12 protein-coding genes are annotated in these 15,823 nt (G+C 63.8%); 7 read left to right on the top strand and 5 right to left on the bottom strand.

Annotation, left to right across the window (positions count from 1 at the left end):
* Positions 1 to 10 precede the first annotated feature (10 nt).
* The 5 genes from AC4D2M_RS05310 (at position 11) to AC4D2M_RS05290 (ending at position 6,572) form a co-directional block, all read left to right on the top strand.
* Complete coding sequence (locus AC4D2M_RS05310) at positions 11 to 1,219, top strand: ROK family transcriptional regulator (protein ID WP_490890574.1); 1,209 nt, start codon at positions 11 to 13, stop codon at positions 1,217 to 1,219.
* Between the two features lie 132 nt (positions 1,220 to 1,351).
* Positions 1,352 to 2,890 carry a multiple monosaccharide ABC transporter ATP-binding protein gene (gene mmsA / locus AC4D2M_RS05305; RefSeq protein ID WP_490890573.1) on the top strand — a complete coding sequence of 513 codons (1,539 nt, stop codon included), beginning with the start codon at positions 1,352 to 1,354 and terminating at the stop codon, positions 2,888 to 2,890.
* Positions 2,891 to 2,911: 21 nt separating this feature from the next.
* A complete protein-coding gene (gene mmsB, locus AC4D2M_RS05300) occupies positions 2,912 to 4,204 on the top strand; it encodes a multiple monosaccharide ABC transporter permease (RefSeq protein WP_490890572.1) in 1,293 nt (430 codons plus the stop codon).
* 71 nt (positions 4,205 to 4,275) lie between these two features.
* Positions 4,276 to 5,382: a substrate-binding domain-containing protein gene (locus AC4D2M_RS05295; protein ID WP_490890571.1), complete on the top strand. Its 1,107-nt coding sequence runs from the start codon at positions 4,276 to 4,278 to the stop codon at positions 5,380 to 5,382.
* 113 nt (positions 5,383 to 5,495) lie between these two features.
* Positions 5,496 to 6,572, top strand: coding sequence for a Gfo/Idh/MocA family protein (locus tag AC4D2M_RS05290; RefSeq protein WP_490890570.1), 1,077 nt, complete (start codon positions 5,496 to 5,498; stop codon positions 6,570 to 6,572).
* 35 nt (positions 6,573 to 6,607) lie between these two features.
* On the opposite strand, the gene AC4D2M_RS05285 is transcribed toward AC4D2M_RS05290, so the two are convergent.
* The 3 genes from AC4D2M_RS05285 to purH form a co-directional block, all read right to left on the bottom strand.
* A complete protein-coding gene (locus AC4D2M_RS05285) occupies positions 6,608 to 7,597 on the bottom strand; it encodes a bile acid:sodium symporter family protein (RefSeq protein WP_490890569.1) in 990 nt (329 codons plus the stop codon).
* 191 nt (positions 7,598 to 7,788) lie between these two features.
* Positions 7,789 to 10,008 (bottom strand): NADP-dependent isocitrate dehydrogenase, encoded by a 2,220-nt coding sequence (locus AC4D2M_RS05280; RefSeq protein ID WP_490890568.1) that lies wholly within the window; start codon positions 10,006 to 10,008, stop codon positions 7,789 to 7,791.
* Between the two features lie 70 nt (positions 10,009 to 10,078).
* On the bottom strand, positions 10,079 to 11,695 hold the full coding sequence (gene purH, locus AC4D2M_RS05275) for a bifunctional phosphoribosylaminoimidazolecarboxamide formyltransferase/IMP cyclohydrolase (protein ID WP_490890567.1): 1,617 nt from the start codon (positions 11,693 to 11,695) through the stop codon (positions 10,079 to 10,081).
* Between the two features lie 193 nt (positions 11,696 to 11,888).
* Between purH and AC4D2M_RS05270 the strand changes: the two genes are divergently transcribed.
* Positions 11,889 to 13,238 carry an MFS transporter gene (locus AC4D2M_RS05270; protein WP_490890566.1) on the top strand — a complete coding sequence of 450 codons (1,350 nt, stop codon included), beginning with the start codon at positions 11,889 to 11,891 and terminating at the stop codon, positions 13,236 to 13,238.
* Positions 13,239 to 13,266: 28 nt separating this feature from the next.
* Here the strand turns inward: AC4D2M_RS05270 and purN are convergent, their stop codons facing one another.
* A complete protein-coding gene (purN, locus tag AC4D2M_RS05265) occupies positions 13,267 to 13,848 on the bottom strand; it encodes a phosphoribosylglycinamide formyltransferase (RefSeq protein WP_490890565.1) in 582 nt (193 codons plus the stop codon).
* 116 nt (positions 13,849 to 13,964) lie between these two features.
* On the opposite strand from purN, the gene AC4D2M_RS05260 reads away from it, so the two are divergent.
* Entirely contained in the window at positions 13,965 to 14,423 is a 459-nt protein-coding gene (locus AC4D2M_RS05260) for a hypothetical protein (RefSeq protein ID WP_490890564.1), read from the top strand.
* A 58-nt stretch (positions 14,424 to 14,481) separates the two neighbouring features.
* On the opposite strand, the gene AC4D2M_RS05255 is transcribed toward AC4D2M_RS05260, so the two are convergent.
* The gene (locus AC4D2M_RS05255; protein WP_490890563.1) at positions 14,482 to 15,738 is read right to left on the bottom strand and encodes a cell division protein PerM; all 1,257 of its coding nucleotides are present in this window, start codon (positions 15,736 to 15,738) and stop codon (positions 14,482 to 14,484) included.
* Between the last annotated feature and the right edge of the window lie 85 nt (positions 15,739 to 15,823).

The raw sequence follows: 15,823 nt of genomic DNA, 5'->3' as shown, positions 1-15,823 counted from the left end.
ATCTGTAGGCATGCCCGTTGACTCTGCCGCTCCGTCGCGGCCCGCCCCGACCCGGGGCTCCCCCAAACCGGGCTCGCAGTCCGCGCTTCGGAAGCTGAATGAACAGCGCCTTGTTCAGGCTCTGGCCACCGGCGGCCCGCAGACCCAGGCCGAACTGGCCCGCCAGACCGGGCTTTCGACGGCGACCGTGTCCAACATCGTCCGCGGAATGGCCGATTCGGGCGTCGTGACCACCAGTCCCACCACCAGCTCGGGCCGAAGGGCCCTCTCCGTTGCGCTCAACGACAACGGCTCGGTTGCGGTGGGCATCGACATCGGCCGAAGGCACCTGAGGGTTGTCCTGACCGGGCCTGACTACCGCGTTCTGCGTGAGGAAGCCATCCCCCTTACACCGGGGCACACCGCCAAAGAAGGACTCGACGCCGCTGCGAATCTCCTCGATCAGCTCCTCATCGATTCCGGTACTTCACGAAGTGCGGTCCTAGGTGCGGGCATCGGCATTCCCGGACCGATCGACCGCCGGACCGGCACGGTCGTACAGGGAGCCATCCTCCCCGAATGGGTAGGGATCAACATCCTCGAGACCTTCGGCGAGCGGCTGGGAATCCCCGTATTTATTGACAACGACGCCAATCTCGGGGCTCTGGCGCAGGTCACCTGGGGTCCGCACAGTTCGGTCGACAACCTGATCTTCCTCAAAGTCGGATCGGGCATCGGTGCCGGGCTGATCCTCAACGGCGCCCTGTTCTACGGCAACGTCGGAATCACCGGAGAACTGGGACACACCACCATTGACGAGCACGGTCTTATCTGCCGGTGCGGCAACCGCGGCTGCCTTGAAACCGTCGCCTCGGCATCGACCATGATAAGTCTGCTGGAACGCACCAGCGACCGTCCGCTCACCGCGCCGGACATTGTGCGGTTGGCCCTGCGCGGCGACACAGCCACGCTTCGCGTAGTTGACGACGCCGGCCTGGCCATCGGACGGGCCGTCGCCCATGTCGCGAACCTGATCAACCCGGAACTGATCGTCATCGGCGGCTCCCTCACCGGGCTCGGGGACATTCTCCTCGACCCGATCCGCCGCGGGCTGCTGCGGCACGCAGTCCCCGTGGTCGGAGAGTCAACCACCGTCTGTATGGGATCCCTCGGGGACCGTGCGGAAGCACTCGGAGGCGCCGCCGTCGTCCTTTCCCAACCTAACCTGATCTCAAGATAGCTTCTAATTTCTCGGTTAATTTGCGTCAAATTTGCGTTCAAGACTTGACTGCAACACACTGCAGAGAGTTAACTTTTTCTCCGGGGCCACTAATGGCCTGCAGACAGCGCAGTCAGTTGCGGGAAGGCCTCCATGGATAACCACATCATCCTCGAGATGCAGTCGATCACTAAGGAATTCCCCGGCGTGAAAGCGTTGGACAACGTCTCCCTCTCCGTTATGGCGGGCGAGATCCATGCGATTTGCGGCGAGAACGGCGCGGGCAAGTCCACCCTCATGAAGGTCCTGTCCGGCGTGTACCCTCACGGAACCTACGAGGGCCGGATCGTTTTCCAGGGCAAGGAAGTTCAGTTCAAGGACATCCGCTCCAGCGAAGCTGCGGGGATCGTTATCATCCATCAGGAACTCGCTCTCGTTCCCGAACTGTCCATCGCCGAGAACATCTTTCTTGGCAACGAGCCGACACGCTTCGGAGTCATCAACTGGGACAAGGTCAACCGAGACACCCTTGAGCTAATGGCGCGCGTGGGTCTGCGCGAGGAACCGACCACCAAGATCAAGGACATCGGCGTCGGCAAGCAGCAGCTGGTCGAGATCGCCAAGGCGCTGAGCAAGTCAGTTAAGATGCTCATCCTCGACGAGCCCACGGCGGCGCTCAATGAATCCGACTCCCAGCATCTCCTGGATTTGATGGCAGGGCTCCGCTCCAAGGGGATCTCGTGCATCATGATTTCCCACAAGCTCAACGAGATCGAGCAGATCGCCGACTCCATCACCATCATCCGCGACGGCAGATCCATCGAAACCCTCCATGTGAAGAACGACGGCGTGGACGAGGACCGCATCATCCGCGGCATGGTTGGGCGTTCGCTGGAGTCACGATTCCCCGAGCACACGCCGAAGATCGGCGAGGTCTTCTTCGAGGTCCGTAACTGGACCGTCGGCCATCCCGCCGTCGCGGATCGTCTGGTCTGCAAGAACTCGAATTTCACGGTCCGCCGCGGGGAAATCGTGGGAATAGCCGGCCTCATGGGCGCCGGACGCACGGAGCTCGCCCGATCGGTGTTCGGGCGGTCCTACGGGAACTTCAAGTCGGGACAGATCTTCAAGGACGGCAAGGAGATCCAGCTCCGCAACGTCGCGAAGGCCATCGACCACGGCCTGGCGTACGTCACGGAGGACCGGAAGTCGCTTGGACTGAACCTGCTCGATGACATCAAAGCCACTACCGTGGCCGCCAACCTGCAGAAAATCACCAAAGGTCTTGTCGTCGACCGGGACCAGGAATTCGCTGTTGCCGAGGAATACCGGAAGTCGCTCCGGACCAAAACTCCGAGCGTGAACGAGGGCGTCGCCAAACTGTCCGGTGGCAACCAGCAAAAAGTGGTTCTCGCCAAGTGGATGTTCACAGATCCAGACTTGCTGATTCTGGACGAGCCGACCCGCGGCATTGACGTGGGCGCCAAGTACGAGATTTACGGCATTATCCAGAAGCTCGCGGAACAGGGTAAGGGCGTGATTGTCATCTCCTCCGAACTTCCCGAGCTGCTGGGCCTCTCGGACCGCATCTACACCATCTTCGAAGGCTCCATCACCGGTGAGCTGACCCGCGAGGAAGCCAACCAGGAATCCCTGATGAAACTCATGACCGCCAGCAGAAAATCTGCCTGACCGAATCCCCTAGGACGCACCATGAATTCTCTCAAGCGAATGTTCGGCGGTAACACCCGGCAGTTCGGTATGATTTTCGCCCTGATCGCCCTGATTCTCTTCTTCCAGTGGCAGACCGGTGGCAACACCCTCACGCCGACCAACGTCATCAACCTGTTCAACGGCAACGCGTACATCCTGATCCTTGCAATCGGCATGGTGCTCGTCATCATCGCCGGCCATATCGACCTCTCGGTGGGCTCCGTGGCAGCCTTCGCCGGCGTCGCCGTCGCCATCGTCATCCGCGACTGGGGTATTCCCTGGTACCTCGGAATCGTGATCGGGCTTCTCCTCGGCGCACTGATCGGGGCATGGCAAGGCTTCTGGGTCGCCTACGTGGGTATACCCGCATTCATTGTGACCCTCGCGGGCATGCTCCTGTTCCGCGGGGCAAACCAGTATGTGGGCGAATCGAACACCATCCCCGTGCCTGAAGCCTTCCAGTTCATCGGTGCTGGTTACCTCCCCGAGGTGGGACCCGTCACTGGTTACAACAACCTCACGGTGCTCCTCGGGCTACTCGCCGTAGCATTCTTCGTGTACCAGGAGTTCAGCAACCGGCGGCGCGCCGCGCAGATCGGCTCCGAGGTGCCGCCGCTGTGGACGTCCGTAATCAAGCTCGTCATTCTTGCCGCCGCCATCCTGTACGTCACGTCCCTGTTCGCCACCGGCCGCCCGGGAACCTCCTTCCCCATCCCCGGACTCATCCTCGCCGTGCTGGTAATCATCTTCGCCTTCATCTCCAACAAGACCGTCGTCGGTCGCCACGTGTATGCGGTCGGCGGCAATCGCCACGCGGCGGAACTCTCGGGGGTGCAGAGCAAACGCGTGAACTTCCTGGTAATGATGAACATGTCCATCCTGGCCGCACTCGCCGGAATGATCTTCGTCGGCAGGTCCACCGCCTCGGGCCCCTTCGACGGCGTCGGCTGGGAGCTCGATGCCATTGCGGCAGTGTTCATCGGCGGTGCAGCAGTGACCGGTGGCGTGGGAACGGTAATCGGCTCCGTGATCGGCGGGCTCGTCATGGCTGTTCTCAACAACGGCCTGCAGCTGATGGGCATCGGCGCCGACATGACACAGATCATCAAGGGCCTCGTGCTGCTGATCGCAGTCGCGTTTGATGTGTACAACAAGAGCCAGGGCAAGCCCTCCATCACCGGTCTGCTCACCCGCAACTTCGGCGGCGGCCGGAACAAACCCGACGCGCCTGCCGCCGCGCCGGAGGAAAACCCCGCTGCCCGGGAGACAGTCGGCACCAAGCAGGTCCTCTAAACAGACGCCGCTGGTTCTGATCAAAGCTTTCACTGACCAACAAAGCAAGATGCTAAAGAAAGAGAAATCGAATGCGCAACTTCGGAAAATCCCTTGCAGCACTCACTGCAATTTCAGCATTGGCGCTGACCTCTTGTGGCCGTGAGGATCCCGGCACGGCAACCGGGACCGGCGGCGGCACCGAGAGCACCTGCGAAGGCTTCGAGGAAGGTGCGGCCATCGGCGTAGCGCTCCCCCAGAAAACCTCGGAAAACTGGGTCCTGGCCGAGCAGCTGTTCAACGACGGGCTCAAGGAGTCCGGCTACGCGCCGTCCGTCCAGTTCGCCAACGGGGGCGTGTCGGAGCAGCAGGCCCAGATCAGCTCGATGATCACCAACGGCGTGGAGGTCCTCGTGGTCGGAGCGATCGACGGCGCTCAGCTGGGCAACCAGCTGCAGCAGGCCAAGGACGCCGGCATCACGGTCCTCGCCTATGATCGCCTGCTCACCAACACCGAGAACGTGGACTACTACGTGGCCTATGACAACTTCGAGGTGGGTGAGCTGCAGGGCCAGGCCCTGCTCGACGGGTTGGCGGAGCGCAAGGGTGAGGCTCCATACAACATCGAGCTGTTCGCCGGCTCCCCCGATGACGCGAACGCCCAGGTCTTCTTCGACGGCGCAATGAGCGTCCTCCAGCCCAAGATCGACGACGGCACGCTCAATGTCGTCTCAGGTCAGACCTCCTTCGATCAGGCGGTGACCCAGGGCTGGAAGGCCGAGAACGCTCAGCGCCGCATGGATACGCTCCTCAGCGGTAACTACGCCTCCGAGGAACTGCACGGTGTGCTGTCACCGAATGACACCCTGGCCCGTGCCATCCTCACGTCGGTCTCAGCTGCCGGCAAGGAAACCCCGGTCGTCACCGGCCAGGACTCCGAGGTGGAGTCGGTCAAGTCGATCATGGCCGGTGAGCAGTACTCGACCATCAACAAGGACACCAGCAACCTGGTGGAACAGACAATCACGATGGTCGAAGCCATGGGCGCCTGTGAAGAGGTCGAGGTCAACGACACCGAGTCCTACGACAACGGCGTGAAGGTTGTTCCGGCGTACCTGCTGGAACCGCAGATCGTCACCGAGGCGAACGCAGCTGAGGCCTACGCCGACGATCCGACCCTGTCTGAGATCGTCAAGTAACCAGCTCGATAAAGGATCCCCGGCCGCAATACTGCGGCCGGGGATTCTCTTTTGGTGCACAGCTCCCGCCGTAACGGGTGGACTGGCCCTTCCTCATTGGGAAGTATGAGAGAATGACAACAAACCACCGATTCCCTGTGCCCCCCTGCGTCGCGCCGGACGCACCTTCACCATTCACCGCCACCGGTGCCCCCCTTCGCTGGGGCGTGGTCGCCACCGGCAGGATCGCCCAGAAGGTGACCGAGGACATCGCACGGCTGGAGGATGCCGTCCTGCAGGCGGTGAGTTCGCGGCTGGAGGAGCGTGCACGCGCGTTCGCCGACATGTACGGCTTCGCCACCACTCATTACGACGACGGCGGCGCCCGCGGGTTCGAGCTGCTGGCCCAGGACCCCGATGTTGACGTCGTCTACATCGCGACACCGCACGGTCAGCACTACGAGGTGTGCAAGGAAATGCTTTCGGCCGGGAAGCACGTCCTGTGTGAGAAGGCGTTCACCGTCAACGCGCGTGAAGCGGAAGACCTTATCAAGCTGGCGCGGGAAAAGGGTGTCTTCCTCATGGAAGCCGTATGGACCCGCTTCCTGCCGAGCGTGAACCGGGCCTGGGACATCATCCATTCGGGCGAACTCGGCGAAATCCGCTGGGTACAGGCGGACCTCGGATTTCCTGCCGTCTACAGTCGGGAAGCCCGCCTCTGGGACCCGCTCGCAGGCGGCGGTGCACTTCTGGATCTCACCGTCTACCCGTCCACGTGGGCGCTGGGCGCCCTCGGTTTCCCCACCTCTGTCGTCGCTGAAGGCACGTTGAACGGTGACGGCGTCGACGCCCAGAACGCGCTGACCCTCACCTACGCAAGCGGCGCTCACGCCCAGCTGTCGTCGTCGTTATTGGCATCCGGACCGAGCCACGCTACTGTCGCCGGGACGAAGGGCTGGCTGCGCACCTCCGCTCCGCTGCACAATCCGCGGGAACTGTACGTGCATCCTCATGGCGGCGAAGCGCGCGTTGAGGAGTTCGACCAGGCTGGCAACGGGTACTCCTACGAGCTGCGCGAAACGACCCGCTGCATCCAGGAAGGCCTGACGGAGAGTCCGACCATGCCGCTGCAGCACACGCTCGACACCATGAGGATGTTCGACGGCGTCCGGGCGCAGCTTGGCGTGCGGTACGCCAACGACGACCGGTAAGCGGACGCCCTGAGGGCGGCCGCCTGGCGGCCGGGCTAGCTGGCGACGTTCGCTTCCGGTGCCGACTGCACTTCATCGGCCAGGCCGCGGCGTCGCCAGTAGGCTGCCAGGAGCGCACCGGAGACGTTGTGCCAGACCGAGAAGATGGCCGCGGGAAGAGCTGATTCGGGCGTCATGTGCGTCCGTGCCAGACCGGCGGCGAGGCCGGAGTTCTGCATTCCGACCTCTACTGAAGTGGTACGACGGGAACGAATCGGGAGCTTGAAGAGCCGGGCTGCTGTGTACCCGAGGGCGAAACCGAGGCCATTGTGAAGGACCACTGCCAGCAGCACGAGCAAGCCGGCCGAGAAGATGGCCTCAGCGCTCAGGCCTACTACAGCCATGACTACGAGCGTAATCGCAGCGACCGATACCCAGGGCAGAACGGGCAGCGCAGCCGCCATCAGGCGAGGAAGGAACAGTCTGGCGGCCAGTCCGAGCGCCACCGGAATCAAAACGATCTGGACAATGGAGAATGCCATCGAGCCGGCGTCGACCGGGAGGTACTGGCCGGCAAGCCACAGGGCCAGCAGCGGCGTCAGCACCGGAGCAAGCAGCGTCGACACAGTGGTCATCGCGACAGACAGCGCTACGTCCCCCTTCGCAAGATAGGACACCACGTTCGACGCGGTACCGCCGGGGCAGCAGCCGACCAGAATGACGCCGGCTGCAAGAGCTGCCGGAAGTCCGAGGATGGAAGCGATGAGCAGTCCCAGCAGCGGCATCACCAGGTACTGCGCAACAACTCCGATCACCACGGGGACCGGTCTCTTCGCAATCACCGCGAAGTCCGGCGGGGTCAGTGTGAGACCCATCCCGAACATAATCACTCCCAGAAGGGGGTTGATCGCTGGAGCCAATCCCGTAAAGGCTGTCGGCATCAACAGTGCTATGGCGCCACCGCCCAGAATAAGCAGCGGAAATATCGTGACTGCGATGCGGGCGTTACGTTCCTCGGAGGATGCAGCGGGGTGTTGCGATTTCATGCCTCCAGGAGTAGCACGAGCGCTTCTTCCCCGCTGCATCCAGCCCGGAACTGTTACGAAAGGTACCTATTCGGTGCCCTCATGGGCGACCCATAAACACCTCATTGGCGAATCAGCGATGCGTTTCACCGACAAAAAGGCCCCGGACCCGCGCCGTGCGGGCGGGTTCGGGGCCTCTCAGCAGGAGACGCTTAGCCCAGAGTCGACAGAACCTCGGTGAACTTCTTCGACGGGCGCATCACGGCGACGACCTTCTCGATGTCAGGGTGGTAGTAGCCGCCGATGTCCACAGGAGATCCCTGGACTGCGAGCAGCTCCGACACGATGGTGTCTTCGTTGGAGGTCAGCTGTTCCGCAATATCGGAGAATGCGGACGCCAGTTCAGCGTCCCCGCTCTGCTCGGCAAGCTCCTTCGCCCAGAACTGCGCAAGGTAGAAGTGGCTTCCGCGGTTGTCGATCTCGCCGACCTTCCGGCTCGGCGACTTGTTCTCCAAAAGGAAGGTTGCCGTGGCGCGGTCCAGGGTGTCCGCGAGGATCTGCGCGCGAGCGTTTCCTGCGGTGGTGGCCAGGTGCTCGAAGCTGACGGCGAGTGCAAGGAATTCACCCAGGCTGTCCCAGCGCAGGTGGTTCTCGCGGACAAGCTGCTGCACGTGCTTGGGAGCGGAACCGCCCGCGCCGGTCTCGAAGAGCCCGCCGCCGTTGATCAACGGAACGATCGAGAGCATCTTGGCACTGGTCCCGAGCTCGAGGATCGGGAAAAGGTCGGTGAGGTAGTCGCGCAGAACGTTGCCGGTGACGGAGATGGTGTCCTCGCCCCGACGGATTCGCTCCAGGGTGAACGCCGTTGCCTTCACCGGAGAGAGGATCTCGAGCTGGAGGCCATCGGTGTCATGCTCCTTGAGGTACTCCTGCACCTTGGCGATGAGATTGGCGTCATGCGAACGCTCCTCATCCAGCCAGAACACGGCCGGCGTTGCGGATGCCCGCGCGCGGGTCACCGCAAGCTTGACCCAGTCGCGGATAGCGATGTCCTTGGTCTGGCATGCGCGCCAGATATCTCCCGGCTCTACGTCGTGCTCGATCAGAACGTTTCCGGAGCCGTCGACAACCTGGACTGTGCCCGGCGCGTCGATTTCGAAGGTCTTGTTGTGGCTGCCGTACTCCTCTGCCGCCTGGGCCATCAGGCCGACGTTGGGCACGGTTCCCATGGTGGTGGGATCCAATGCACCGTTTGCACGGCAGTCATCAATCACTACCTGGTAGATGCCTGCGTAGGAGCTGTCCGGCAGTACCGCAAGGGTATCCGCCTCTTCTCCGTCCGGGCCCCACATGTGGCCGGAGGTGCGGATCATCGCGGGCATGGAGGCGTCCACGATGACGTCGCTGGGCACGTGCAGGTTGGTGATTCCCTTGTCGGAATCAACCATGGCCAGCTTCGGGCCGTCCTCGATGCCCTTGCGGATGGCCGCTTCGACCTCTTCACGGGTGCCGGACGGCAGCTTTTCGAGGCCGCTCAGGATGGAGGCAAGACCGTTATTCGGGCTGAGGCCCGCGGCCTGCAACTGCTCACCGTAGGCCGAGAAGACCTCGGGGAGGAACGCGCGAACGATGTGGCCGAAGATAATGGGGTCAGAGACCTTCATCATGGTGGCCTTCAGGTGTGCGGAGAACAGGACGTCCTCGTTCCTTGCCCGCTCAACCTGCGCCGAGAGGAATTCATCCAGCGCCTCCGCCCGCATGACTGTTCCGTCGATGACCTCACCGGCCAGAACGGGGAAAGCCTTCTTCAGCACGTTCGCGGTGCCGTCCTGGCCCACATGCTGGATGGTCAGCGACTCATCCGAGTCCATGACGACCGACAACTCGTTAGACCGGAAGTCGCCGTCGCTCATGGTCGCGACGTTGGTCTGCGAATCCGGTGACCAGGCGCCCATGGAGTGCGGGTTCTTGCGGGCGTAGTTTTTCACCGACTGGGGCGCACGACGGTCGGAGTTGCCTTCGCGAAGCACCGGGTTGACCGCTGAGCCCTTGATCTTGTCATACCGCGCACGGACGTCGGCTTCCTCGTCGCTTGAGGGGTTGTCCGGGTAATCGGGAAGGGCGTAGCCCTGCTCCTGAAGCTCCGCCACAGCCGCCTTCAGCTGCGGAACGGAGGCGCTGATGTTGGGGAGCTTGATGATGTTGGCTTCGGGCTTGGTGGCCAACTCCCCCAGCTCGGCCAGCGCGTCACCGATGCGCTGCTCCTCGGTCAGATAATCGCTGAACGTCGCGATGATGCGTCCGGCCAGCGAAATGTCGCGGGTTTCCACCTCCACACCCGCCGTCGATGCGAAAGCCTCGATGATCGGCAGGAACGAATACGTGGCCAGCATTGGCGCTTCGTCGGTGTGGGTATAGATGATTTTAGCCATTGTTAGGCGTCTCCCTGGGGCTCTTCTTGTGCTGAATCTGTTGGTGCTTCAACGTCTCTAACGTACCGGTTTAGTGGAAGAAGTGGCGCGCACCGGTGAAGTACATGGTGACACCCGCGGCATTCGCGGCGTCGATTACTTCCTGGTCGCGTACGGACCCTCCCGGCTGGACAACCGCACGTACACCGGCGTCGATCAGGATCTGCACGCCGTCAGCGAACGGGAAGAACGCGTCCGACGCCGCCACGGAACCGCGGGCGCGCTCGTCACCCTCACCCGCGAGCGTGTTGGCCCGCTCCACCGCGAGCTTGCAGGAATCCAGGCGGTTCACCTGTCCCATTCCGACGCCGACGGCGGCACCATCGCGGGCGAGCAGGATCGCGTTGGACTTCGCAGCCCGGCACGCGGTCCAGGCGAAGGCCAGATCCGCCAGCGTTTCAGGATCCGCTGCCTCCCCTGCGGCGAGCGTCCAGTTCTCCGGATGGTCGCCGTCGGCGTTCACGGTGTCGGTGACCTGGATAAGGACACCGCCGGAGACCTGGCGGATCTCGGTCGGGTAGCGGTCATAGCCCTCGGGAAGGGCCAGCAGGCGGATGTTCTTCTTCTGGGAGAGGATCTCCACGGCTTCGGGCTCGAATCCGGGAGCGATGACAACCTCGGTGAAGATGTCCTTCACCGTCTGCGCCATCCCTGCCGTCACGGTGCGGTTGGCTGCGATGACCCCGCCGAACGCGGATACCGGATCGCACGCGTGCGCTTTGGCGTGGGCATCAGCGATGGGGTCAGCCGCGGCCGATGAACCGATAGCCACACCGCACGGGTTGGCATGCTTGATGATGGCGACGGCCGGCTCACTGAAATCGAACGCGGCACGCAGGGCGGCATCGGCGTCGACGAAGTTGTTGTAACTCATTGCCTTGCCGTGCAACTGGTCAGCCTGCGCGATTCCAACGGGTGCGGCCTGGTCAACGTACAGCGCTGCCTGCTGGTGCGGGTTCTCGCCGTAGCGCAAAACCTCGGAGCGCTCCAGCGCCAGGCCGGCGTAGGCAGGCCAGTCGATGATGCCGTCGTCGTCCTCGTCCTGGAACTGGGTTGCCGTCCAGGTGGCCACCGCGTTGTCATAGGCAGCGGTGTGCGCGAAGGCGCGGGCAGCCAGCCGCTGGCGGGTCTTCAGATCGAAGCCCCCCTCCCCGGCGGCGCGGACAACGTTTTCGTAGAACGACGGATCCACCACGATGCTTACCGCGGCGTGGTTCTTCGCGGCCGAGCGAACCATGGCCGGACCGCCGATATCAATCTGTTCGACGACGTCGTCCGCTGAGGCACCGGACCGCACCGTCTCCACGAACGGGTAGAGATTCACCACGACCAGGTCGAAGGCTTCGATATCCATCTCGGTCAGCGTGTCCATATGGGCGGCGACGCGGCGGTCAGCGAGGATTCCTCCGTGCACCCGCGGGTGCAGGGTCTTGACCCTGCCGTCGAGCATTTCGGGAGAACCGGTGACTTCCTCGACCTGCTGCACGGGTATGCCTGCTGCAGCGATGGTCTTTGCTGTGGACCCGGTGGATACAATTCGCACGCCGGCGCCATGCAGCCCCTGAGCGAGTTCCTCCAACCCGGTCTTGTCATAGACGGAGATCAGCGCGCGGCGGATCGGAACACGGTCAAGGTTGGTCAGTGTCACGCAGGTCTCCAGGGGAATAAGTGCTGTGGGATCGTCCCCAGTCTAAAACACCGCGGCCTTGAGACCTCCGGACGCACAGCTCGGTTACGGTCCGTTCTGCATCGGGACCGGCCGGACATGGCGGCGGCGGTAAGGTGTTCGAGTTATTCGCAACGGGCGAGCTCGCGCCAGGCGGCGCTGTCAGGACGGAATTGTGAGCACTTCTACCGATCTTCCCACCGGCGACCAGGTGGTTCAGGACCTGCCGTGGCGGTGGCGTGTGCAGGGCAAGATCTTCCTGATCGGCGGTCTCGGGTTCATGTTCGACGCCTGGGACGTCACGCTGAACGGCTACCTCATCCCGCTGTTGTCCGAGGAGTGGGGACTGACGCGGGGCCAGGCTGCGTGGGTCGGCACCTCCAACCTGATCGGCATGGCCGTGGGTGCTTTCGCGTGGGGCTCGATTGCAGACATCATCGGCCGGAAGAAAGCCTTCACGGCAACGCTCCTGATCTTCTCCATCTTCACCGTGCTCGGCGCTCTGTCCGGGGACCTCGTGTGGTTCTGCATCTTCCGTTTCATCGCGGGCTTCGGCCTGGGCGGGTGCATCCCGGTGGACTACGCCCTGGTGGGCGAGTTCGCGCCGCGGAAGCACCGCGGTCGTGTGCTTACCGCCATGGACGGATGGTGGCCCATCGGAGCAGGACTGTGCGGTGTGGTCTCAGCGCTCCTGATCGGGGCGTTCGGTGACTGGCGCTACCTGATGCTGGTCATGGTGCTGCCCGCCCTGCTCGTATTCTGGGTGCGCCGTTCGGTTCCTGAGTCGCCGCTCTACCTCGTGCAGCGGGGACGCACCAAAGAGGCGAAGCTGGTGATTGACCGGCTGGTTGAGAGCACCGGCGCAACCGTACGCGAGTGGCGGCTGCCTGCCGCCGCTGATGATCCGCAGCTAACGCTCGGTGGACTGACAGGCCAGTTCACGGCACTCTGGCGCTTCAACTGGCGCATTACCCTCGCCGCCTGGGGCCTGTTCCTGTCAATCCTCCTCGTCTACTACGGCGCCCTGACGTGGATGCCGCAGATCCTCATCGCCTCGGGCTACCGTCAGTCCGTGGCCTTCCTGACAACGGCAGGCATGACCGGGATCGGGTTCCTCGGGGTCGTTGCTGCCGCGCTGCTCGTTGAACGGGTGGGACGGAAGTGGATCCTCGCGGTATCGGGCCCGCTGTCCGCCGTCGTGCTGGTGATCTTCGCCCTGACCGTCGATCTTCCTGCCGTAGCGACCGCGTGGCTGCTGGCATTCGGCTTCACCATCCAGGTGGCGATTCCGGTGCTCTACACGTATGTATCCGAGCTGTATCCCACGGAGCTGCGGGGCTCGGGGTTCGGCTGGGCATCGACAGTGTCGAGGGTGGGTGCAGGGCTGGTGCCGCTGATCTTCGGTTCCCTGCTGTGGCCCTATCTCGGACTGCCGCTGACCTTCGCGGTGACCGGTTTGCTGGTGCTTGTCGCCGTGCTGTGGATGGCCTTCAATGCACCCGAGACCCGCGGCGCCCAGATTTGATTTGAACCCTAATGTGGTCTGTGCCCAGTCATTTCCGCCGGCTCGACGGCGTTAAGGCGAGGTCGCGGAGAGTCTCGATGAGCAGGGCCCGCTCCTGGACCTTTATGCGTTCGTGGAGGGTGTCCTCGGTATCGTCATCGAGAACCGGCACCGCCACCTGCGCGAGGATGGGACCCGTGTCCACGCCGGCGTCGGCGATCATCACGGTGCAACCGGTCACCTTCACACCGTAAGCGAGCGCGTCGCGTACCCCGTGGGCGCCGGGAAAGCTGGGAAGCAGCGCGGGGTGCGTATTGAGGTACCGGTTGGGGAAACGGTCGAGGAAGCTCTGATCCACGATGCGCATGAACCCCGAGGATATGACGTAATCGGGTTCGAAGGCCGCCGTGCACTCGGTAAGTTCCGCGTTCCACTCCTCGCGGCTGCCGTACTGCTTGAAATCCACGACGAAGGTGGGGATGCCGGCGGCGGCAGCCCGTTCCACCCCGTAGGTATCAGGCCGGTCTGCGCCGACGGCAGCAATCTCCACCGGCAGATCCCCGGCCTTTACGGCGTCGATCACCGCCTGCAAATTGGAGCCTGTACCGGAAACGAGGACAACGATGCGCATGCATCCAAGCCTACTGGCCGAGGGGCCGGCACCGAGCGCAACGAGGTGTGGGAGGCCGGCAGCCGCTACCGGGCGGTGTGGACGCGGTGGCACTGCCACTGTTCTAGGGTTGAAGCATGAAGAAACGCCCGTCCTCCGATCCTGCGGCAAGGCCTGCAAAGCCGTCGCAGCAGTCTCCACCGCCGTCGGAGAAGGAGATTGCATCCACCCGCACCCAGTTGCGTGCCTTCATGCTTCTGCTGCTTGGCGCCCTCCTCGGCGCCAACTTTCCCCTGCCGTGGAAGGTGCTCGGGCTCGTCTTTGCGCTGGCTGCCCTGACTGTCGGCATCATCGCGATGGTGGGAGTAGTCCGGCAGAAGGCCCCGGCCCTGGTTCGGATGTCGACGACGGTAGGCCTGATTGCCTCGCTCATGCTCACCATCGGAACCGGTGCCGCCATTGCGCTCTGGCCCCTCACGGAGCGCTACGAGGAATGCATGGCAACAGCGCTGACGTCCAAGGCGCAGCAGCAGTGCGAAGACGACCTGCGTAACCTCAGCGGTCTGCTGGAGCCGCGCTCCAGCCAGCAAAGCTAAGAGCCGACGTCGTAGCTTCCCATCAGCGCCAGCCGTCGCCGTCCGAACCGGTGGGCGGCTACCGCCGCTCCCGCTCGAGCAGCGGACCTGCTGCGTAACCGATGACGACGCCGGCCCCCACTTCCGCAGCGATCCACAGTCCCACCCACAGCGGGTCGGGACCGATATCGACGAAGCGGCCGACGCCCACCGAGGCGCGGGAAAGGAGTGCGAGCACGGCGGTGCCTGCTCCGGCCAGCACTCCCACGAACAACCCGAGTGCCAGGGTTGAAGCCGCCGCCGTGAACCAGCGCGTATCAACCTTCAGTTGCAGCCACTCATCGAAATGGTTCTCACCCTCACGGAAGAACCACCAGCCGGCCAGTATGCCCGCCACGACCGGCAGGGCGAGCGCGGCCATCCCGTAGTCGAGCGCTCCGGAAGGAACGGCTCCGAGGATGGGCAGCGCCGGCAGCGGTCCCGCCGTGGTTGCAAGCGGGCTGATGGAACTTCCGGTTCCCAGGGCGAACCCCGCGCCGGAAGACCACGCAAGCGTCCAGACCGCGAGGTTGGGAATGAACCCCAGTTGACCGATGGTGACGACGGCGCCGCCCACTATGCCCGCATCCAGTCTTTGGTAGATGGTGGCGATGGCGGCCCAGTGAATCGCCAGCGTTACCGCGAGCAGGAGCGCCGACAGGCCCAGCGCGGAAATTACGGCAAGGCACGCCGCACGCACCGCGGACCACACATAGGATCCCGCCCACCGGGAGTGCTGGCTTGTGGTGGCGATCCACTCTGCCAGATCCACGCCGATCAGGCGTCCCCAGGATCCCGCCTCGCGGTACGCGCCGATGATCAGGCCCGTCCCGGCCGCGATGAGCGGCACACAGGCGCCGGCCACGAGCGGTGCCGAGGTGGCGCCGTCGTCCGCCAGGTAGGCGGCGCCGAGGCCGACGAGGGCATACACCGCGAGGGCGCCGAGGAGTGCCTGCCACAGCTGGTCCGTGTAGGAAGCGCGTGCCAGCCGCCGGCCCGCGCGCCAGGCAAGGAGGAACGGAATGAGCGTCAGTCCGAGGGGAACCGCCCACAGAAGGCCGGTACCGCCGTCGGGAAGTGCGAGCTGAAGCGGCGCACCGTGCAGAACCAGCCACGCCTGGGCAGCGAGCTGCAGTGTTCCCAGCGCGTCACGTCCGGCGAACCCGCCCGTCAGCCACACTGCGCCGAGGGGGACCAGGACAATCAGCGCGGAAATCGCCGCTGCCTGTCCCAGTTCGAAGGCGCCCTGCAGCCACAGGGGCATAGGCAGCGCTCGGAGCTTTGTGGGGAGTTTCATCCCCTCCATGGTGCCATCGGCGGCGGCATCAGCCTCTGAACGACTCGGCGAGGTAGCTCACGCTCGCACCCGGCGGCTCCGTGAG

Source organism: Arthrobacter sp. TJ-270, from assembly GCF_058269075.1.
This window is presented reverse-complemented; position numbering and strand designations above follow the sequence as displayed.

What these genes read in the sequence shown, in the direction of transcription:
- AC4D2M_RS05310 (WP_490890574.1), top strand. Translation starts at nt 11, where the DNA reads ATGCCCGTTGACTCTGCCGCTCCGTCGCGGCCCGCCCCGACCCGGGGC.
- mmsA (WP_490890573.1), top strand. Translation starts at nt 1,352, where the DNA reads ATGGATAACCACATCATCCTCGAGATGCAGTCGATCACTAAGGAATTC.
- mmsB (WP_490890572.1), top strand. Translation starts at nt 2,912, where the DNA reads ATGAATTCTCTCAAGCGAATGTTCGGCGGTAACACCCGGCAGTTCGGT.
- AC4D2M_RS05295 (WP_490890571.1), top strand. Translation starts at nt 4,276, where the DNA reads ATGCGCAACTTCGGAAAATCCCTTGCAGCACTCACTGCAATTTCAGCA.
- AC4D2M_RS05290 (WP_490890570.1), top strand. Translation starts at nt 5,496, where the DNA reads ATGACAACAAACCACCGATTCCCTGTGCCCCCCTGCGTCGCGCCGGAC.
- AC4D2M_RS05285 (WP_490890569.1), bottom strand. Translation starts at nt 7,597, where the DNA reads ATGAAATCGCAACACCCCGCTGCATCCTCCGAGGAACGTAACGCCCGC.
- AC4D2M_RS05280 (WP_490890568.1), bottom strand. Translation starts at nt 10,008, where the DNA reads ATGGCTAAAATCATCTATACCCACACCGACGAAGCGCCAATGCTGGCC.
- purN (WP_490890565.1), bottom strand. Translation starts at nt 13,848, where the DNA reads ATGCGCATCGTTGTCCTCGTTTCCGGTACAGGCTCCAATTTGCAGGCG.
- AC4D2M_RS05260 (WP_490890564.1), top strand. Translation starts at nt 13,965, where the DNA reads ATGAAGAAACGCCCGTCCTCCGATCCTGCGGCAAGGCCTGCAAAGCCG.
- AC4D2M_RS05255 (WP_490890563.1), bottom strand. Translation starts at nt 15,738, where the DNA reads ATGAAACTCCCCACAAAGCTCCGAGCGCTGCCTATGCCCCTGTGGCTG.